Origin of the sequence: Liquorilactobacillus satsumensis DSM 16230 = JCM 12392 (genome assembly GCF_001435195.1) — a bacterium.
GTDB classification, from domain to species: domain Bacteria; phylum Bacillota; class Bacilli; order Lactobacillales; family Lactobacillaceae; genus Liquorilactobacillus; species Liquorilactobacillus satsumensis.
In genome coordinates this window covers 159,096-175,111 of sequence record NZ_AZFQ01000055.1, presented here as the reverse complement: position 1 = coordinate 175,111, position 16,016 = coordinate 159,096, and the positions used below count along the sequence as shown (strand labels likewise).

The following is a 16,016-nucleotide window of genomic DNA, read 5'->3' as shown; positions in this document are numbered from 1 at the left end:
CCAAAATAAATTGCTCTAGCTAAATCATTTATAAAGACTACGGGATCAAGCAAATTTTGTTTAGCTTGATCCCGTAGTCTTTATAGATATCATAATTAGCACAGTGACCAATTATGATAATTTTTCTTCTAATCTTTGATAGTAACACATTTAGACAATCACTAGAATGCCACCAGCAATTATTAAAAAAAGCCCTCCGAAAACCTTAGTCATTTCCTTTGCCTTACTTTCTTTTAATAACAAAATACCAATTAAGGTTGCAATGACGACGCTGAATTGCGATAACAAAAAAGCATTTACAATTCCATTGGCTTTCATTGACAAAAGATATGCAATCGCTGCTCCTCCAAAAAGAAGCCCACCCAATGTATTCAAGAACAACCTATCCATTTTCTTTACATCCTTTTTGTGACTCACTAAAAAGATTAACGCTATTATAAACATCCCAGCTGCTTGTGGAAATAACTCTGCATTTGCGGAAGCTTGTGGAATCATTTTAGGAAAAGCAGAATATCCCCAATAACCTATCGTAGTTAGTATCAAAAATAGATAAGGAAATATAGTCTTATTTCTGCTCTTCCATGTTTTTAAATTCAGGTTACCAAGGGCAACTCCTAAAAGAATAATGCAAATGCCTAGAACTCCTTTCAAAATATCATCGACAGTTTGCCATTCTTGGAAAAGGAAACCACCAATTAATGAGTTACCACTAATTTGTAACCCAGTTGAAATTGGTATAACTTTACTTATACCAATTTGACGATAGCCTATATATTGTCCCAACTGACCAATACTCCAACAAATACCCGAAAGAAAACTCCAGAAAATAATTTTTAGAGTGATTTGAGGTTGCTTATATAAAAATAGAATGCTTCCAATAATAACGGTTCCTAAAGTTGTTCCAAGAAGTTGCGTAAAAGCAGAACCTTTAAAAAAATGTAACAACAAGGACATAATGCCCCAAATTAAAGCTGGAAAAAAACCAATTAAAATTCTATCCAATTGTTTTACTCGTTTCTAAAAAATTTGTGGTTTTTATGCAGATCAATTTTCAGCGTAAGTACGTCATATTTTTCAATAGAACCATCATACTTACGCTCATTTTCCAGGGCGTCTACTACACTTGCTCCCAGAGGTAATTTGAATTCAATTCGCTGTTTAGTAGGATTAGAAATGCGTAGAATAATTTGATCATCACCACTGTAGCAAGGATAACATGCACTAATAACTAGGTTCTTTGGTAAACAAAAACACTCTTTTTCTTTCAGCAGCTGTTGTTGCGGTGCCAAGTTATCTTGTAATTTATTATCAAGGCGTTGATAAAATAAATTTAGTTCTTGTTTTTGATAACAATCCGTTTTGAAGTTAAGTTTGTTTTGTTTTAAAGCTATTTCCAATTCTTTGAAGTACTCACTAAAGTCAATCTCAAAATTAAACTCAAAACTTTGCTTTAACTGAGCCTGTGGTGTTGGAATCAAAGGATGTCCAACATTAGTTGTATCTCCAGAAGCTCTGCCTGGTCGATTAACAAGATCGGGTTTGCCTAATTGATTCGTTGTCGCTAACAAAGTTAATAACAATCTCTCATTTTCTTGCCGATATTCTTTTATTTCAGATGTAAAAACAGTTAAACTTTTGGAAGCGTCCGAAATTGTAATATTTCCATCTAAAGGCCAATAATTTATTGGTTTCTCAGCATATTTTTCTTTCCAGTTAGTCGGAATCTTTATCTGTTCACGCTTTAAAAATCCAAAGGGAACTGCTGCAATGACTTCTCCTTGAATACCAGTATTAATAGCCAACGTCAGTTGATGACTGTCGATATTGTTCTTAAAGTGCAACTTAATTTTTAACTGGTCTGTCCCATTACATTGAATTTCAATTGCATATTTAAACATGTGTGTATATTTATTTTGCTGTCGTTCAGTTAAATTAAGCGGCAGTTTTGTTTCCCCACACAACACCATTTTCTGAAAAGCTCCTTGCGTATGCACAGTCGCTTGATCAAAGTAAAGTGTAATTGGAGGATCATCTTTTAAAGGAGAAAAATCGTAAGTGTCACCTTCATTGCCGCAGTCTTGTAAAGTCAGAAAATCAGAAATAGTCTCACTTTCTCTAGTTAAATAAAGATGACCATTACTAAACCAAATTTTTACTGTAGCACCTTTAATCTCTGCACTTTCTTGAAAATTCCAAGAAAGTGCTTGTCTACTTTCCTTTTTGTAAAAAGATATAACTTTATATCCTAATCCTAGTAAAGCTGTCTTGACAAGATAATTACTAATGTAATAGCCAGGTTCCGTTACATATTCCTGCCCAGCAGAAGTCTGTTTTAATATATTCTCTCTAGGAGGGATAAATTCTTGCTTCAGCAAAACCATATCTTCTACATCTTCAAAAAAAATATTTTTAGCATTAGTAATTACTCGTACTTCATAATATTCAGTTCTTTTTTGTGGAAGTGGGTTAGTCAATAAGATTTGATGTCCATTCAACTTTAAATTAACACTAATAAGCCGCTGAATTGTATTGATGATTCCTTGAGCCAACTGAGTTCCTTCCTTTAAGCGATGGAGTATATCTGTGGCCACTGAATCTACGATGCTACCTGCCAAACTATCATGTGCCTGACTCTCAAGTAGCTTTTCCCAAGATTTAGTTAATAGCTCATTACTTAAGTTAATTCCACATTTTTTTCCAATCACCATTAATGGTTCAACTTGATACAGCAACAGGTTTTCTAAAGTTGCTGCAGCGATTTTTATGTCCATTCTACTCGAACCACAACTACGATGAATTCTGGCAAAAACAGGATCTAAAAATTCTCCAACATATTCTCTTAAAGTATTTTCATTAGTTCGTGCAATAAAGTTTGGAAAATCACTGATAATATACTTATATTCGCCAAGTTCATTAATTTGTTTAACTTTTCTTTCTAAATCACTTGTCAAACCAAGTTGATCATTTCCAACAGGAATTACAACATCTGTCACGTTATTAATAAGTTGGTCTTCAATGAACTTAACAGCTGGATCCAATCTACCCTTAATATATGCTTTATTTGGCTGCAAAAGCATCCCTGTCCCATACCCTTGGGGCATATTAATTGCTGTTACAACTCTATTTCCTCCAAGACTACGCCATCTAAAATAAAAAGATTTTGTCTTATCTGGGTCAAGCCCACGCCAAAATACAAAGCTATTCATCTCCAATTCATTGAAAATAACTGGTAATTGGCAATTAAACCCAAAAGTATCGGGTAAATAACCAACCTTCAGCGATTGTCCATATTTTTGAGCCTTTTTATTTCCAATGATTCCGTTACGTAACAGTGACTCTCCATTTAAATGTAATGTATCTGGCTGTGTATACCATGGACCAATTTGCAATTGACCCTTCTCAACTAATCTTCTAATTCGTGTAAAATTTTCCGGATGCAATTCGAGATATTCATCTAAAACTGAAAGTTGACCATCAAGTACAAAATTTACCTGCGGTTGCTTTTCTAGTTCTAAAATAATATTTGAAAATAGCAGGTCGCTCAATACTAAAGAATCTTGATCAGAAAAATACCACTCTCGATCCCAATGCGTATGATTTACTAGATGAACCGTAATTTTCTTTCTTTCTTCAGCACTTTTCATAATCTAGCTCTCCCATTCGTCTTCCGTAAAATAATCACCCTCGTCGCTTTCTTCTTCAATAGCTTTATCTTCCATTGGTTGTTCTTTTCTTAACAGCAGTGTTAAGGCAGTAACTATTAATGTACCAACTGCGACTCCAATCAGATAAAACCACCATTTTTCAACAGCTAGCCATCCATAAAAGCCTGAAATTGGTGCGTGATTTACTGCGCCTAGGCCAACTGCCAATGCACTGCCAATTGCAGATCCAATCACATTTGCAGGAATAACTTTTAACGGTGATTCTACAGCAAACGGAATTGCTCCCTCACTAACTCCAATCAAACCCATTACTAAAGAAGCGTTGCCAGCTTCTTGCAAATCGTGATTAAATTTTCGCTTATTTATAATAGTTGCTAACCCTAAACCCAAAGGTGGAATAATAATGGCAACCTGAGCTGCTGTATTGGGATCATAAACACCACTAGTAAGAAGTGCCATAGCTGTTGTTACAGCAGCTTTATTTACTGGACCTCCAAGATCAAAACCAACCATTCCACCAACAATTGCTGCTAATAAAACTTTATTTGTTCCTGTTAAACCTTTTAACCAAGCAGCTAGCCCTGTATTAATGCTTGCAAATGGGACTCCAATCACATATTGAATTAAAAACAATGTAATAAAAGTTCCTACAACGGGAACTATGAACACTGGTAATACAGATTTTGCAGCTTGTGGTAACCGAATGTTGTCAGTTAATAACTTAACGGTATAGCCCGCAATCAAACCTGAAGCTAGCGCACCCAAAAAACCAGCATTCATATTAGCTACTAACATACCACCAATAATTCCAGGTGCTATCCCTCCCTTGTCAGAAATAGAATACGAGATATAAGCCGAAATGATTGGAAACATTAAATCAAGTGCCATACCACCCCAACCGTCATCTGTATTTAAAAAGCGAATAATTAGATTTGCACTATCAGCCCACTTACTTTCCCATATATCTGAAATTCCATAGAAAGAAGCGCCTACACGACTGATTGCCATCAGAACAGCTCCAGCAATTACAATTGGAATCATATAAGATATTCCTGTCATAATATGCTGTTCTAATTCTTTGCCGATTTTTTTCAGCGTCATAACTTCCAACCCCTTCATTTTTTGTCAGCTAATTTTAAAGCATCCTCAATCACCTTTTGTGCATCTTTAATTGGAGCGCTTACATTTACTTGTAATATCAATTGTCCCTTAAAACGTTCGCTGTCCCTTACCTTAGTATCCGTTGCAAAAATAACGGCTTCTGCTATCTCAACATCTCGAGTAGTCAAACGATGTCCAATTCCTGTTGCTCCCTGGGTCTCAACCTTAATCAAAACCCCTTCTTTTTTTGCACCTTTTATCAGTGCCTTTTCGGCCATGTAAGTATGTGCCACTCCTGTTGCACAAGCTGTAATTGCAATTAATTTTCTAGTCATTTTACTTTACCTCACTTTCAAAGATTTTCTCTAGATCTAATACATTTGTAACTTTTTTTAATTTTTCACGTACATCGTCGTCCATTAAAGTCCCAGCTAGTTCAGAAAGTAGCTCTAAATGAGTGTTATCACTTTTTTCTGGAACTGCTAATAGAAAAATGTACTTGACTGGCTTATCATCCAAAGCATTCCAGTCAATCGGATTAGCTGTACTTGCTACCGCCACAGCAGCTTTCGATACTACGCTCGACTTTCCGTGCGGAATCGCAATCCCGTCTCCGATTCCCGTCGTGCCATCACTTTCTCTTTGATTAACGGCTGCAATATATTTCTGTTTATTTGTTACAATTCCTTTTTCATAATAAAGAGCAGCAAGTTCTTCAATCACCTCTTCTCTACTAGAAACATTCAAATTAAGTCTGACTAATAATGGATCCACTATTTTAATTGTCATTTTCAATCTCCCCTATTAATCTAATAAATAAGTCGTGGTTTGTTTTTGCTTTGATTAATGAATCAAGACTACGCTGACTATTCACAATTTTATAAAAATCATCAAAAATGGGATCAATTTCTTTCTGACTAAGCGTATCTGTCATTCCAAAAAAGAAAACTATAGAAACAAGATTTGCTCCCCATTCAATGGGCTGCCTTAATATACAAACTGCAACTACAGGTTTCATAATGAACTCGGGTTGTGCGTGTGGTACCGCATAATCTTTAAAACTAGTTTTCGAAAGTTGCTCACGCTTGATGGCACTTTCTGCTATGCCTTTTTTTGCATAGCCCATTAAATACAATTGATGACTCATCCATTTGATTAACTCAATAAAGTCTGTAATTGCAATATCTGTGAAAACTAATTTTTTTTGGATTAATTTATCTAGACCGTGCTGTTGTGATTGCCTACTTATATGCGAATTCTTAATAGTGTTTTTTATACCCTCTATTTCTTCTCTTCTTAGAATTGGTGACACTTGAATGGTTCGTATCCCTTCAATATTAATTTCAATTGTGCTAATTACTAGATCAATCCCTGCCAATGATTTTTCGCGTAAATCATTCACTGACCAAATTCCATTAATCTTTAAATCAGGAAATTCTTTCCTAATTTTAGCTGCAAGTAACTGTGCAGACCCCAATCCTGTACTACATACAAGAACAATGTCTAGTTGCTGTGATTCAGCACGCATTCTCTCTAAGTAGGCCTCAAGATGAAGGGCAAGATAGGCAATTTCATCATCATTCATTTCAATTGAATTTTTCAATTTGTAATATTTAGCAATTTCTATCCCAGCATCAAAAGCACGTGTATAGTTTTCTTTTATACTTAGAGTATATGGGTTAGTAATAGTTGCTCCTGCCTTCAAGCGATTAAACGCCGAAAAAAGATGTACACTTAAACCAACTAATAATTCATGATCATATCCAAATACTGATAAGATTTCCTTTAAAGTATTAACAAATTTCTGATCTGTAATTTGAATATTTAGTTTATTTGGACTTGAAGCGATTAAATGGATTTGAATATATCCAATTTCTTCTGATGGAATAATTAATTTAAACTTTTGCTCAATCATTCTTGCAAGGTAACGTGCATTATTAAGTTGATTTTCTATCTTTTTTTCAGAAATTGACTTGGTATTTATAATTGAATTTCCATCTCTAATTCTTTGAACTGCAATTGCCAAATGAATTACTAAGGATTGAAATGCATAATCCGTAAAAGAAATTCTTTTTTCTTTTGAAAAATCATCAACAATTTTAATAAGATGCTGTACAATTTCCTGTGATAAAAAAGAATTATTTAATGTTCCTTGATAATTAATAGTTGGTTGCGTCTTCCGTTCATCAACAGACCAGTGACCACCCCATTGAAGATTCAATATTTTATAAAGCATTTTCCTTTTTTGCTTTTCAGTCGCTATCAAGATTATTCCTTTTTTAGGATGTCTTTCAATTCGCACTCCAGTTTCTTTTAAAAAAATATCTAGCTGTTTTAAATTCCTTTCAATTGTCTTTGTTCCAATAAACAATCGCTCTGAAAAATATTCCAATGTAAAAAATCTATTGTTCTGGAGAAGCTTAACTAGAATATACATTTGACGATCAAGATCACTATCGGGAATTGTATATTTTTGTGAAAGCTTTTTTAATACTCTTTGATAATTTCCAACTGATCCAGTCAACGAAATGCCTCTTCGTGGTTGAATATGAATTGAAATAAGTTGTTCCGCTAAGATCGGCTGCAAAATTTTCAAGTCATTATAAATAGTTTTAGAAGAGACTGACAGTTGTTTTGCTAGTTTTCCAGCCGTTGTTTGCTTTACGGTCAGTAGAACTCTAATCAATGACAATTGTCTTTTGGTTAGATTAATCATCTTGTTCACATCCTTCCAATGCAACCTTAATTATGAGTATATCTTACTATAAAACGTTTACAACGACTTTAAAGTGCACTTTATTATGGAAGTTCTAGATATCAATTTTGAATTCCTGACTCTGTTACATATTAGTTATACATAGTGCGATTCATTTTAGATAGTTATGTATTCCGGTAAATTAGTGACTTTGCGAACTCAATTAAATTCTGTAAAAATTTGCCATTCAAGCTTTACTTACTAAAAATAAGTTGATATAATGACAACATTCACAAGATAGGAGTGTTCAAAAACATGGAAACTAAGCTTTTAGATTTGTTAGAAAAACGTCATTCAGTATACGCCTTAGGTAAAGATGTAAAATTCAGCCAAGCTGAAATTGTCCAACTGGTGGAAGATACAGTGCAAGCAACGCCGCACTCTTTCAATGTAGTTACGACACGTGCTGCTTTTCTCTTTGGCGAAAAACACGATCAATTCTGGGAAATTGTGATTAAACGTTTAAAGAGCGAAGTTCCAAATGAAGAAGCCTACAAAAACACAGTCGCCAAAATTTCCAGCTTTAAGGCAGCTTTTGGGACGATCTTATTCTTCATTGATACTGATCAAGTTGCTCAGTTGGAAAAAGATATTCCGCTCTACGCGGCGAACTTCAAAGATTGGTCAGAACAAGCACTTGGTTCTGTTCAGGCGAATACTTGGGTGGCTTTAGCAGAAAATGGAATTGGCGCCAATCTGCAGCATTACAACCCCATTATTGACGATTTAGTTAAAGAAGCCTTTCAGTTCCCTGCTAATTGGAAGCTCCGTGCACAACTGGACTTTGGTTCAATTGAGGAAGAAGCTCCTGCTAAAGAAAAATTATCTAAGAACGAACAATTCAGAGTTTTACGTTAAATTGCGGCAGGTTTGACAAAGCATACTTGCGAACTAAGCATTAGTCTCAATCGCAATTACTTATTTCTTTAAATATAAACACAAAACAAAAAGGACGAGAGTGTGACATAAGTCGGGAAAATTAGAGTGCTAACTCGAAATTACGAACATAGCGAGTACTTTGCTATGAGTAATTCGAAGTTAGACGGAGAATTTTGACTTATGGAACACGTTTATCCAGAATAAAAGCGGGGCTGTGACAAAAGTTAAATTTTGTCACAGCCCCTGTTCACTTTGATTCATCTATGATGGCGTAGCAAAAATGGTCACTATTTTAAACTTCCGCTACTTTTGCCTACAGTTGGTCTCAATCAGTAATTTTACTGAATTTTTTGTAAATTATTAATTCCTTGCTCAATCTTGGCAATCGCCGCATCAACATCTTGCTGGGTCGGATTAGCCGCTTTAATGACCCCGTTACCGCGATAAACGGCATTTCTCAAATTATCAAGTGATTGTTCAGTATATATGCCATTAGTATAAAGGTATTCATTAGCTACTTTTAATTTAGCCTCCAAAGCTGACTTATCCGTTTGATTGGTCGTTGGTGCCACAGATTGTTGCGGCAGCATAATAGTTTTACCAGCGAATTTAAGCGAATTCCCAGTGTAAATTAAATTCTCATTCGGAATATGATTGAGCGCCGCCAATTGAGCTACACTAATGCTTGTGCCTTTGGTCTTGAGTGCTGTCGAAATTCCCCATAAGGTATCACCTGCACGGATCGTATACATTTGTTGTGTGTTGGTAATTTGATTTGCAATTTGTTGCGGTGAATTAGCAGTCCAATTTGTGTCAGCATTAACCACCCCCGAGAAAGCAAGAAGTGTCCCCGACACAAGTCCAGCGCTTACGGCCGCTTTTAATTTAGTAAATCGGATAGTTGTTTGTTTTTTATACTTTATTTTTTCCCTCATCAAGATTGACCCCCATCTATGCATTTCAGCTTTCTACTTCCTTGTAGCCTTGATTTGATTGCGGTAAGCTTCATCTCAGAGTAAGACCACCCCCGACTGTAATCTCTTTCATTACCAGTAGTGTAACGCGCCACAATTATAAGTCAAACCATAAGCAATCAATAATAAAAAACTAATCATAAATTAAGGATGGGTTTTGAAATAAAGAATAAATATCCTAAAAAAATAAATTTTTTGTCCAAATTAAATTAGATATGTCACGACTGTCTTTAATCTGTGTTTTAATTTATTTTGCTGCTTTTATATAAATTGGCAGCAAGATCTCATCGACTAAAGAATCAATTTTACTTTGAGCCAATCTCCCAGAAATCAAGATTTGATTCACAACCAGTAATGCAGGTAAGGTTAGTTGATCGACCGTAACACTGCTACGAACGTGTTCATGCCGCTTCCTGGCATTTTCAATAATTTTTTTAACTTGAAGGGTAATAAAATTGTCTTCATTAATCGCCTTAACCAGTCCATTAAGGTAATTACCGTCTGCGGAAAACGTTGATAGCGCCTCTGGTAACAACTGTTTCCACGTTTCTTGGGGAACAGTTTCTAAAACAGGTGTTAAAAAGCCTAGCAGTTGCTTTAAATCTCCCTCCAGACTGCCTGTATTAGGAGTTGCCAACGTTAGCTTGGGCGCATGCTGTTGAATAGCTGCAAAAACTAATTCCACCTTATTCTCCCAGCGTCGGTAAATCGTATTTTTATTAGTCTGTGCCTGCTTTGCAACCGCACTGATCGTCAGTTTTTGATACCCCTGCTGCTGCAATTCTACCCAAACTGCAGCGAGAATTGCATTTTCTAGGGTTTTCCCCCTTCTGCGCTCTCCCATTCAACATTCCTCCACCTCAAAGCTGTTCTTTTAGCTTCTAATTGTTTTCTATTCAGCTTAACTTTTTTAAACTCAACTGTAAAATGGTTCAGTTTCTTTATTGCTGAAATTTGCGCTATTTTCGTTACCTGCAGCTAAAATTTAGCTTCTATGTGGGTGTTTCCATAAAAAGATGGTCCCATAAATCCCGACAAATCCGATTGCACAAATAATTATTTTACTTGCGGCTAAATTCAAATCAGCATGTGCCAAGTAAAAACCCGGGATAGCCCACGGGATATACTGACCAATCTGTTGTGGGGCAAACATTACATCGATAATCAAACTAATAAAAGCTAAAGACATCGGCAATAATGCACTTCTAAAGAGTGATGCCAGCAATGGCCATAAAAAAGCTAGCAAAACATCATAGATAAATGCCACTTCAGTCTTTGCCAATGCTGCTATCAGTAAACTGCCACGCGGTGCCACACCAAATATAAGATATCCGCTTATCAAAATTAGTAGCAACGAAACAGCCACAATCATTAACTCTGTTATTTCAATGGCGATTAATTTTCCTAAAACGATATTTGCCCGTGAAACTGGCAGTGCTAGCAGATCTTTAAATGTGCCATCTGTATATTCCCTAGCAAACACCCAACTAGCTAAAATTCCAAACCCAACTGATCCGACTACGACTAATAAAAACAGCAACGAATTATTAATGTAATTTTCCCAATCAGTTCCCCTGCGCACCAATACCAAAAACAACAAGCCCATGATAATCATCTCAACCAAATGACTTTTAATAATTTTTTTAAGCTCTAACCAGATAATCACTTTTAAGCTAACAAGCTGTTGAAATCTCATTTTTTACCTGCCTTTCTTAACACTGACAAAAAGTACTCTTCCATATTTTCAACTTCTTCATGCCATTCAGTCGGAAGAATTCCATTACTTATTAAAAGCTGTTGCTTAGCTGCTAAATCTTCAAGCGCTGTTAAGCGCAGTTGATAAACCGTCTCACTTGCGCTCCAATCAATATGCTTTTGTGCATAGATGTTTTTAGCTTTAGTTGCTTCTTCTACTGAAGAAAATGTAATCAATAATCGATGGTGTGCATTTTTCAGATACTCTGCCCTACTCTCCTGTCGCAGCAGCTGTCCGTGGTGTAGTATACCAATCGCAGTAAACATTTTTTCCATCTCATTCAAAATATGGCTTGAAATTAGAATTGTGACACCCTCATCTTTTGCTAAGTGGATCAGCAATTGTCTGACATGCGTTAGACCTTCCGGATCAAGCCCGTTAGTTGGCTCATCTAGCAACAAAATTTTTGGTCGATGAATCAAAGCCTTTATTAACCCGATTTTCTGGTTATTTCCAAGCGATAACTCTTTGACTAAGCGATTTTTATAAGGAGTTAGTGCTAGTTGATCCATTAAATCCTTAATTCGTTGTGCACGTACTGAACTTGGAATTAACCGCAATCTTGCGTATAAGTCTAGGTTCTCTGCAACAGTTAAGTTGGGATAACTATGTGGTGTTTCAATCAAATAACCCACGTTGTTCCAAAATAATGGTGACACTTGCCTGACTTCCTGACCTAAGATCAAGGCATGCCCCTCACTGGGCTCAATCATATTAAGCAGCATGCGCATCATTGTAGTCTTTCCTGCCCCATTAAGTCCGATAAAGCCGTATATTTCACCTGGTTTAACTGCTAAGTTCACATTCTTGAGCGCTTGAAAACCTTTATAATTCTTTGAAATCGAGTGAGTTAAAATCGAATACATCGGCATTCTCCTTATATTTAATTTAAGGTACTATAGTACCCAATTACAATTAAGAATTATGCACTAACTTTATTTTCTTGTCAATAGTCCAGTATCAATATTCTATATTTTTAGAGCGTAATTCCCCGTTTTATGAATTATAGAATTGAGCTATCCATTTAAAAATAAATAGCGCGAGAATGTGACATAAGTCGGGAAAATTTGAGTGCTAATTCGAAGTTAGACGGAGAATTTTGACTTATGGAACCCGTTTATCCGGAATAAAAGAGGGTCTGAGTCAAAAGTTGAATTTTGACTCAGACCTATCTCTTTGTTTTGTTTTATAATCTCGAACTTGCGGCCCCCACGTACCCTAAATAATTACTTAGCCAACTTTTTTTGTATTTTTTCCATATAATTTTTAATGTTATTTACTTCATCATCCGTCAAATTATTAAACATTTTAATAATCTGCTTATCTGCGGCTTGATTAATTGCATCTAATACCTGTTTGCCATGCTCCGTAAGATAAAGAAAAATTTTTCGGTGATCATTTAAAGATTTTTGTTTTGTTATTAATTTTTCTTTTTGAAACTTTCGTAAAATCCGACTCAGATAACTTCTATCGATATTCAGCTCTGCAGCAAGATCGTTTGCATAGCACGCTCTATTTTTTGCTGCGATTTCAAATAGTATCCGGCTCTCGGTCAACGTATACTTTGTGTTTGTAAGTCTGCTATTCAGTAATCCAAGGATTTTAGAGTAGAATCGATTAAACTGTCTAATCTCCTTAATAACTTGTTTGTCCATAATTTCTCCTTTAGTTGACTAAGTCCAATATAAATGCTAGGATAATTTTACGTCAATTAAGTGGACTTAGTCAACTTTATTTCAATCCGCTTGCAGGAAGGATTATTAATTATGCTAAAAATTCGAGAAATAACACACGCCGATAATGCAGACGTGAAAAAAATCATTCAAGATTCTCTAAAAACGCTGGGACTGGCAATTAAAGGAACCGCATATTTCGACCCCCAGTTAGGGCAGTTGTATGAGTTCTACCGCGACTTGGAAAATGCGCAATATTGGGTAGTAGAGTTAGCTGGCAAAATTGTAGGCGGAATTGGCATTGCACCCTTCAATCAGGAACTTGGAATTTGTGAGTTGCAAAAATTATATTTAGTTCCGGCTGTGCAGGGGCTTGGGATTTCCAAAAAATTAATGGAGACCGCGCTAACTTTTGCCCGCTCTCGCTATACCAGCTGCTATCTAGAGACTACACATAACTTAAAAGCTGCTTGTAATTTATATGAAAAATTCGGGTTTAAATTATTGACTGCTCCAATTGCAGGTTCAGCTCATTGCGCGATGGACGCGTGGTATTTAAAATCACTGAGGTCACCATCCGATTCGAACTTTTAACAATTTATACACACTCTCTCGCAAACAGAGCATAAAGATGGTTGACATTTGCAAATAATCAATTATAATTCACTCTAAATTATAAATAAATGTTAAAACGATGAAAAGATAAGTAGTAAGGCAGCCTTTTCTCCAGAGAATTCACCCTTGCTGAAAGTGAATGTTGAGGACCTTACGAAAATGGTCTTGGAGTATCTGACATTAAGTACATGTACGAGATGCCAGTGGTAACACCCATTACAGTGTTTGAGTCTGACAGCAGCAATGTTGTTGGACTTGCAGAGTTATTCGGTGTGAATCGAATATAAATTTAAGGTGGCAGCACGTATCTCAAGACGTCCTTGGAAGTTTTTCCAAGAACGCCTTTTTTATTTTACAAAATAAATTAAAAGGGGCATTTAGATGACACATACCTTTGTAACCGATAAACTTGAAAAACAATTAATTAGTTATCGTCACTGGTTTCATGAATATCCTGAACTGGCAACGCAGGAGTTTAAAACTACCAAAAAGATTAAAGAAATTTTGCAAAGCTGGAACATCAGACTCTTACCAACAGCTCTGCCCACTGGGGTCTTTGCTGAAATCGGCACTGGTTCAGGACCCATTGTCGCTTTACGTGCAGATCTGGATGGCTTACCCCTTCAAGAAGCAACGGGCCTTACTTTTTCATCGAAGCACCCTCATGTAATGCATGCTTGTGGACATGATACCCACATTGCGGCTTTGTTGGGAGGAGCGTTTTTACTGAAACAACAGGAATCAAGACTTCCAGGAAGAGTCCGCTTAATTTTTCAACCTGCCGAAGAAGACAAAGAAGGTGCTTTACAAGTAATCGCTGATGGACAAATCAACGGCGTCAGTTCCATTATCGGTTTTCACAATAATCCCAACTATTCAACTACAGAGTTTGGCATTAGAGCAGGAGTCGTGAGTGGCGCAATTGACAAATTTAAGGTCCTTTTACATGGTGTAGGTACACATGCTTCTGCCCCCCAAAACGGGAGCGATCCCATCGTTGCTTTGGGCGCGCAAATTAATGCTTTGCAAACTATCAGCAGCCGTAATACAGATCCCTTTGCAGCCGTCGTCTTAAGTATTACACACGTCGCTGCTGGTAATACTTGGAATATTTTACCAGCAGAAAGCTTTTTCGAAGGCACTGTACGGACCGCTGATCCCGTAGTCCGTACTCAAGTAAAGAAACGTTTTTTTGAAATTGTTAAGTATACGGCCAAGGCATACGGCGTTACGGCGGAAATTGATTGGTATGCAGGCGATCCTTCAGTTAATAACGATCCGCACCTTGTATCAGTTCTAGCAAAAGCGTTAAACAACAGCGCCACGATCTATCCACAGGAAAAAAGACTTGGAAGCGACGATTTTGCATGTTACCAAGCTAAAATACCAGGCGTTTATATTAATATTGGCAATAACGAAAAAATTAGTGCACATAACTCACAGTTCTTAGCAGATGATAAAATTGTGCTGCAAGGAGCCATTTTTTTCGAAAAAGCAGCGCTTAGTGTTTTGGCAGACTCACAGCAAAGCTAACTTAGCTAAGCTAAAGATTACCAAACACCATTTGCTTAAATCTCATGGTATCCGCATCGGCTTTGCCAAAATAACGCAACCAGAAAATTTATGGCGTTTTATGGTTGCGTTATTTTAGTGTAGTTCAAAATTAAAAAGAGAGTGTGACATACGTCGGGAAAATTTGAGTGCTAATTCGAGGTTAGACGGAGAAATTTGACTTATGGAACACGTTTATCCGGAATAAAAGAGGGACTGTGACAAAATTTAACTTTTGTCACAGCCCCTTAAAATATCTTTTCACCTTTCACCTTCTCTAAACTTGTTTTTTAGGACCTTTATCATTTTGTTCAAGCGTCTTCTTTAACTTAACAAGCTCTGCTTGAACGGCAATTACTGCTTGAGTCGTTTCAGCTACTCTTTCTCCAAATTCCGCGCTGCGAATGCTCTGACCAGCCTCAACTAGAATTTTATTATTCAAGATGTTGCCGATCAGAATAATAAAGGAACCCAAGACACTCGTCATTAACGTAATGTCCGTGGTGGTGAAAGAAAGTGCCAATTTAAATTTGGCATAGGTCAGACCTAGAATAAGCAGAAATGTTGCCAATGATATCCAGAAACTCACTTTGTTTTTGTTCGCACTCCACAATTTCTGCATGATTTTGACCTCTTTTGAAATAAATGTGCTACCTGCACTCCCTTACTTTATATACTCTGACGGTCCCCTCGTATTTTGTCCGCTGCGCATATGTCGGACTAGCCTTAAAAAGCAAGGTTCCGACTGCGATTTTATTTCGTTGCGCTAATTCGGGCAGGGTACCTACATCAATAAAACAATCACCACGATAAATTGCATAGATAGAAGCTCTTCTTGCCATCAGCATCCCCCCGTTTCCAGCAAATATAAGCCCGCTGGCCAATTCGTTCTTATAAAAGCTCATAAAATCGTTCGCTTAAGAGAACACCGTAAATTTAACACTCAGATTCACTTTTGTCAAAGGTTATTAGTTTCAAAGAAGTGCTGCTCACCGACCTTCAGCCTTCGTTAGCTAGGCATTTGGTTACACATTAGCAATCAAAAAA

At 36.5% G+C, this 16,016-nt stretch carries 16 protein-coding genes and 1 other annotated feature; of the genes, 3 read left to right on the top strand and 13 right to left on the bottom strand.

Annotated elements, in window-relative coordinates:
• Positions 1 to 150: 150 nt before the first annotated feature.
• The 6 genes from FD50_RS12290 to FD50_RS12265 are packed head-to-tail and all read right to left on the bottom strand — an operon-like array spanning position 151 to position 7,482.
• Positions 151 to 1,002 (bottom strand): GRP family sugar transporter, encoded by an 852-nt coding sequence (locus tag FD50_RS12290; RefSeq protein WP_056962050.1) that lies wholly within the window; start codon positions 1,000 to 1,002, stop codon positions 151 to 153.
• Positions 1,003 to 1,007: 5 nt separating this feature from the next.
• Positions 1,008 to 3,644 carry a glycoside hydrolase family 38 N-terminal domain-containing protein gene (locus tag FD50_RS12285; protein WP_056962049.1) on the bottom strand — a complete coding sequence of 879 codons (2,637 nt, stop codon included), beginning with the start codon at positions 3,642 to 3,644 and terminating at the stop codon, positions 1,008 to 1,010.
• Positions 3,645 to 3,647: 3 nt separating this feature from the next.
• Entirely contained in the window at positions 3,648 to 4,766 is a 1,119-nt protein-coding gene (locus FD50_RS12280; RefSeq protein WP_082610548.1) for a PTS fructose transporter subunit IIC, read from the bottom strand.
• 14 nt (positions 4,767 to 4,780) lie between these two features.
• Positions 4,781 to 5,101 carry a PTS fructose transporter subunit IIB gene (locus FD50_RS12275; RefSeq protein WP_056962048.1) on the bottom strand — a complete coding sequence of 107 codons (321 nt, stop codon included), beginning with the start codon at positions 5,099 to 5,101 and terminating at the stop codon, positions 4,781 to 4,783.
• Between the two features lies 1 nt (position 5,102).
• Positions 5,103 to 5,555, bottom strand: a complete 453-nt coding sequence (locus FD50_RS12270) for a PTS sugar transporter subunit IIA (RefSeq protein ID WP_054756030.1) — start codon at positions 5,553 to 5,555, stop codon at positions 5,103 to 5,105.
• The gene (locus FD50_RS12265) at positions 5,545 to 7,482 is read right to left on the bottom strand and encodes a BglG family transcription antiterminator (RefSeq protein ID WP_056962047.1); all 1,938 of its coding nucleotides are present in this window, start codon (positions 7,480 to 7,482) and stop codon (positions 5,545 to 5,547) included. The genes FD50_RS12270 and FD50_RS12265 overlap by 11 nt, the downstream gene beginning before the upstream one ends.
• Before the next feature lie 294 nt (positions 7,483 to 7,776).
• Here FD50_RS12265 and FD50_RS12260 point away from each other — a divergent pair, with 294 nt between their 5' ends.
• Positions 7,777 to 8,379 (top strand): nitroreductase family protein, encoded by a 603-nt coding sequence (locus FD50_RS12260; RefSeq protein ID WP_056962046.1) that lies wholly within the window; start codon positions 7,777 to 7,779, stop codon positions 8,377 to 8,379.
• Positions 8,380 to 8,738: 359 nt separating this feature from the next.
• Here the strand turns inward: FD50_RS12260 and FD50_RS12255 are convergent, their stop codons facing one another.
• The 5 genes from FD50_RS12255 to FD50_RS12235 all read right to left on the bottom strand — a co-directional run bounded on the left by FD50_RS12255 (position 8,739) and on the right by FD50_RS12235 (position 12,785).
• Positions 8,739 to 9,335: a muramidase family protein gene (locus FD50_RS12255; protein WP_054757846.1), complete on the bottom strand. Its 597-nt coding sequence runs from the start codon at positions 9,333 to 9,335 to the stop codon at positions 8,739 to 8,741.
• Positions 9,336 to 9,621: 286 nt separating this feature from the next.
• Positions 9,622 to 10,218 (bottom strand): TetR/AcrR family transcriptional regulator, encoded by a 597-nt coding sequence (locus FD50_RS12250; protein WP_056962045.1) that lies wholly within the window; start codon positions 10,216 to 10,218, stop codon positions 9,622 to 9,624.
• A gap of 141 nt (positions 10,219 to 10,359) precedes the next feature.
• On the bottom strand, positions 10,360 to 11,070 hold the full coding sequence (locus FD50_RS12245) for an ABC transporter permease (protein WP_056962044.1): 711 nt from the start codon (positions 11,068 to 11,070) through the stop codon (positions 10,360 to 10,362).
• The gene (locus FD50_RS12240; RefSeq protein ID WP_056962043.1) at positions 11,067 to 11,996 is read right to left on the bottom strand and encodes an ABC transporter ATP-binding protein; all 930 of its coding nucleotides are present in this window, start codon (positions 11,994 to 11,996) and stop codon (positions 11,067 to 11,069) included. Before FD50_RS12240 ends, FD50_RS12245 begins: the two co-directional genes overlap by 4 nt.
• A gap of 360 nt (positions 11,997 to 12,356) precedes the next feature.
• Positions 12,357 to 12,785, bottom strand: a complete 429-nt coding sequence (locus FD50_RS12235) for a MarR family winged helix-turn-helix transcriptional regulator (RefSeq protein WP_054757845.1) — start codon at positions 12,783 to 12,785, stop codon at positions 12,357 to 12,359.
• A gap of 111 nt (positions 12,786 to 12,896) precedes the next feature.
• Here FD50_RS12235 and FD50_RS12230 point away from each other — a divergent pair, with 111 nt between their 5' ends.
• Both FD50_RS12230 and FD50_RS12225 read left to right on the top strand, forming a co-directional pair.
• The gene (locus tag FD50_RS12230) at positions 12,897 to 13,397 is read left to right on the top strand and encodes a GNAT family N-acetyltransferase (RefSeq protein WP_054757844.1); all 501 of its coding nucleotides are present in this window, start codon (positions 12,897 to 12,899) and stop codon (positions 13,395 to 13,397) included.
• A 91-nt stretch (positions 13,398 to 13,488) separates the two neighbouring features.
• Positions 13,489 to 13,743, top strand: a binding site (T-box leader).
• A gap of 56 nt (positions 13,744 to 13,799) precedes the next feature.
• Complete coding sequence (locus FD50_RS12225; protein WP_056962042.1) at positions 13,800 to 14,951, top strand: amidohydrolase; 1,152 nt, start codon at positions 13,800 to 13,802, stop codon at positions 14,949 to 14,951.
• 295 nt (positions 14,952 to 15,246) lie between these two features.
• On the opposite strand, the gene FD50_RS12220 is transcribed toward FD50_RS12225, so the two are convergent.
• Entirely contained in the window at positions 15,247 to 15,591 is a 345-nt protein-coding gene (locus FD50_RS12220) for a hypothetical protein (protein WP_054757843.1), read from the bottom strand.
• 28 nt (positions 15,592 to 15,619) lie between these two features.
• Entirely contained in the window at positions 15,620 to 15,811 is a 192-nt protein-coding gene (locus FD50_RS12215; RefSeq protein WP_228888136.1) for a hypothetical protein, read from the bottom strand.
• Positions 15,812 to 16,016 lie beyond the last annotated feature (205 nt).

Bases quoted from the DNA above. Each gene is read 5' to 3' on its own strand.
- FD50_RS12285 (WP_056962049.1), bottom strand. From the start codon at position 3,644: ATGAAAAGTGCTGAAGAAAGAAAGAAAATTACGGTTCATCTAGTAAAT.
- FD50_RS12280 (WP_082610548.1), bottom strand. From the start codon at position 4,766: ATGACGCTGAAAAAAATCGGCAAAGAATTAGAACAGCATATTATGACA.
- FD50_RS12275 (WP_056962048.1), bottom strand. From the start codon at position 5,101: ATGACTAGAAAATTAATTGCAATTACAGCTTGTGCAACAGGAGTGGCA.
- FD50_RS12270 (WP_054756030.1), bottom strand. From the start codon at position 5,555: ATGACAATTAAAATAGTGGATCCATTATTAGTCAGACTTAATTTGAAT.
- FD50_RS12265 (WP_056962047.1), bottom strand. From the start codon at position 7,482: ATGATTAATCTAACCAAAAGACAATTGTCATTGATTAGAGTTCTACTG.
- FD50_RS12260 (WP_056962046.1), top strand. From the start codon at position 7,777: ATGGAAACTAAGCTTTTAGATTTGTTAGAAAAACGTCATTCAGTATAC.
- FD50_RS12255 (WP_054757846.1), bottom strand. From the start codon at position 9,335: ATGAGGGAAAAAATAAAGTATAAAAAACAAACAACTATCCGATTTACT.
- FD50_RS12250 (WP_056962045.1), bottom strand. From the start codon at position 10,218: ATGGGAGAGCGCAGAAGGGGGAAAACCCTAGAAAATGCAATTCTCGCT.
- FD50_RS12245 (WP_056962044.1), bottom strand. From the start codon at position 11,070: ATGAGATTTCAACAGCTTGTTAGCTTAAAAGTGATTATCTGGTTAGAG.
- FD50_RS12240 (WP_056962043.1), bottom strand. From the start codon at position 11,996: ATGTATTCGATTTTAACTCACTCGATTTCAAAGAATTATAAAGGTTTT.
- FD50_RS12235 (WP_054757845.1), bottom strand. From the start codon at position 12,785: ATGGACAAACAAGTTATTAAGGAGATTAGACAGTTTAATCGATTCTAC.
- FD50_RS12230 (WP_054757844.1), top strand. From the start codon at position 12,897: ATGCTAAAAATTCGAGAAATAACACACGCCGATAATGCAGACGTGAAA.
- FD50_RS12225 (WP_056962042.1), top strand. From the start codon at position 13,800: ATGACACATACCTTTGTAACCGATAAACTTGAAAAACAATTAATTAGT.
- FD50_RS12220 (WP_054757843.1), bottom strand. From the start codon at position 15,591: ATGCAGAAATTGTGGAGTGCGAACAAAAACAAAGTGAGTTTCTGGATA.
- FD50_RS12215 (WP_228888136.1), bottom strand. From the start codon at position 15,811: ATGGCAAGAAGAGCTTCTATCTATGCAATTTATCGTGGTGATTGTTTT.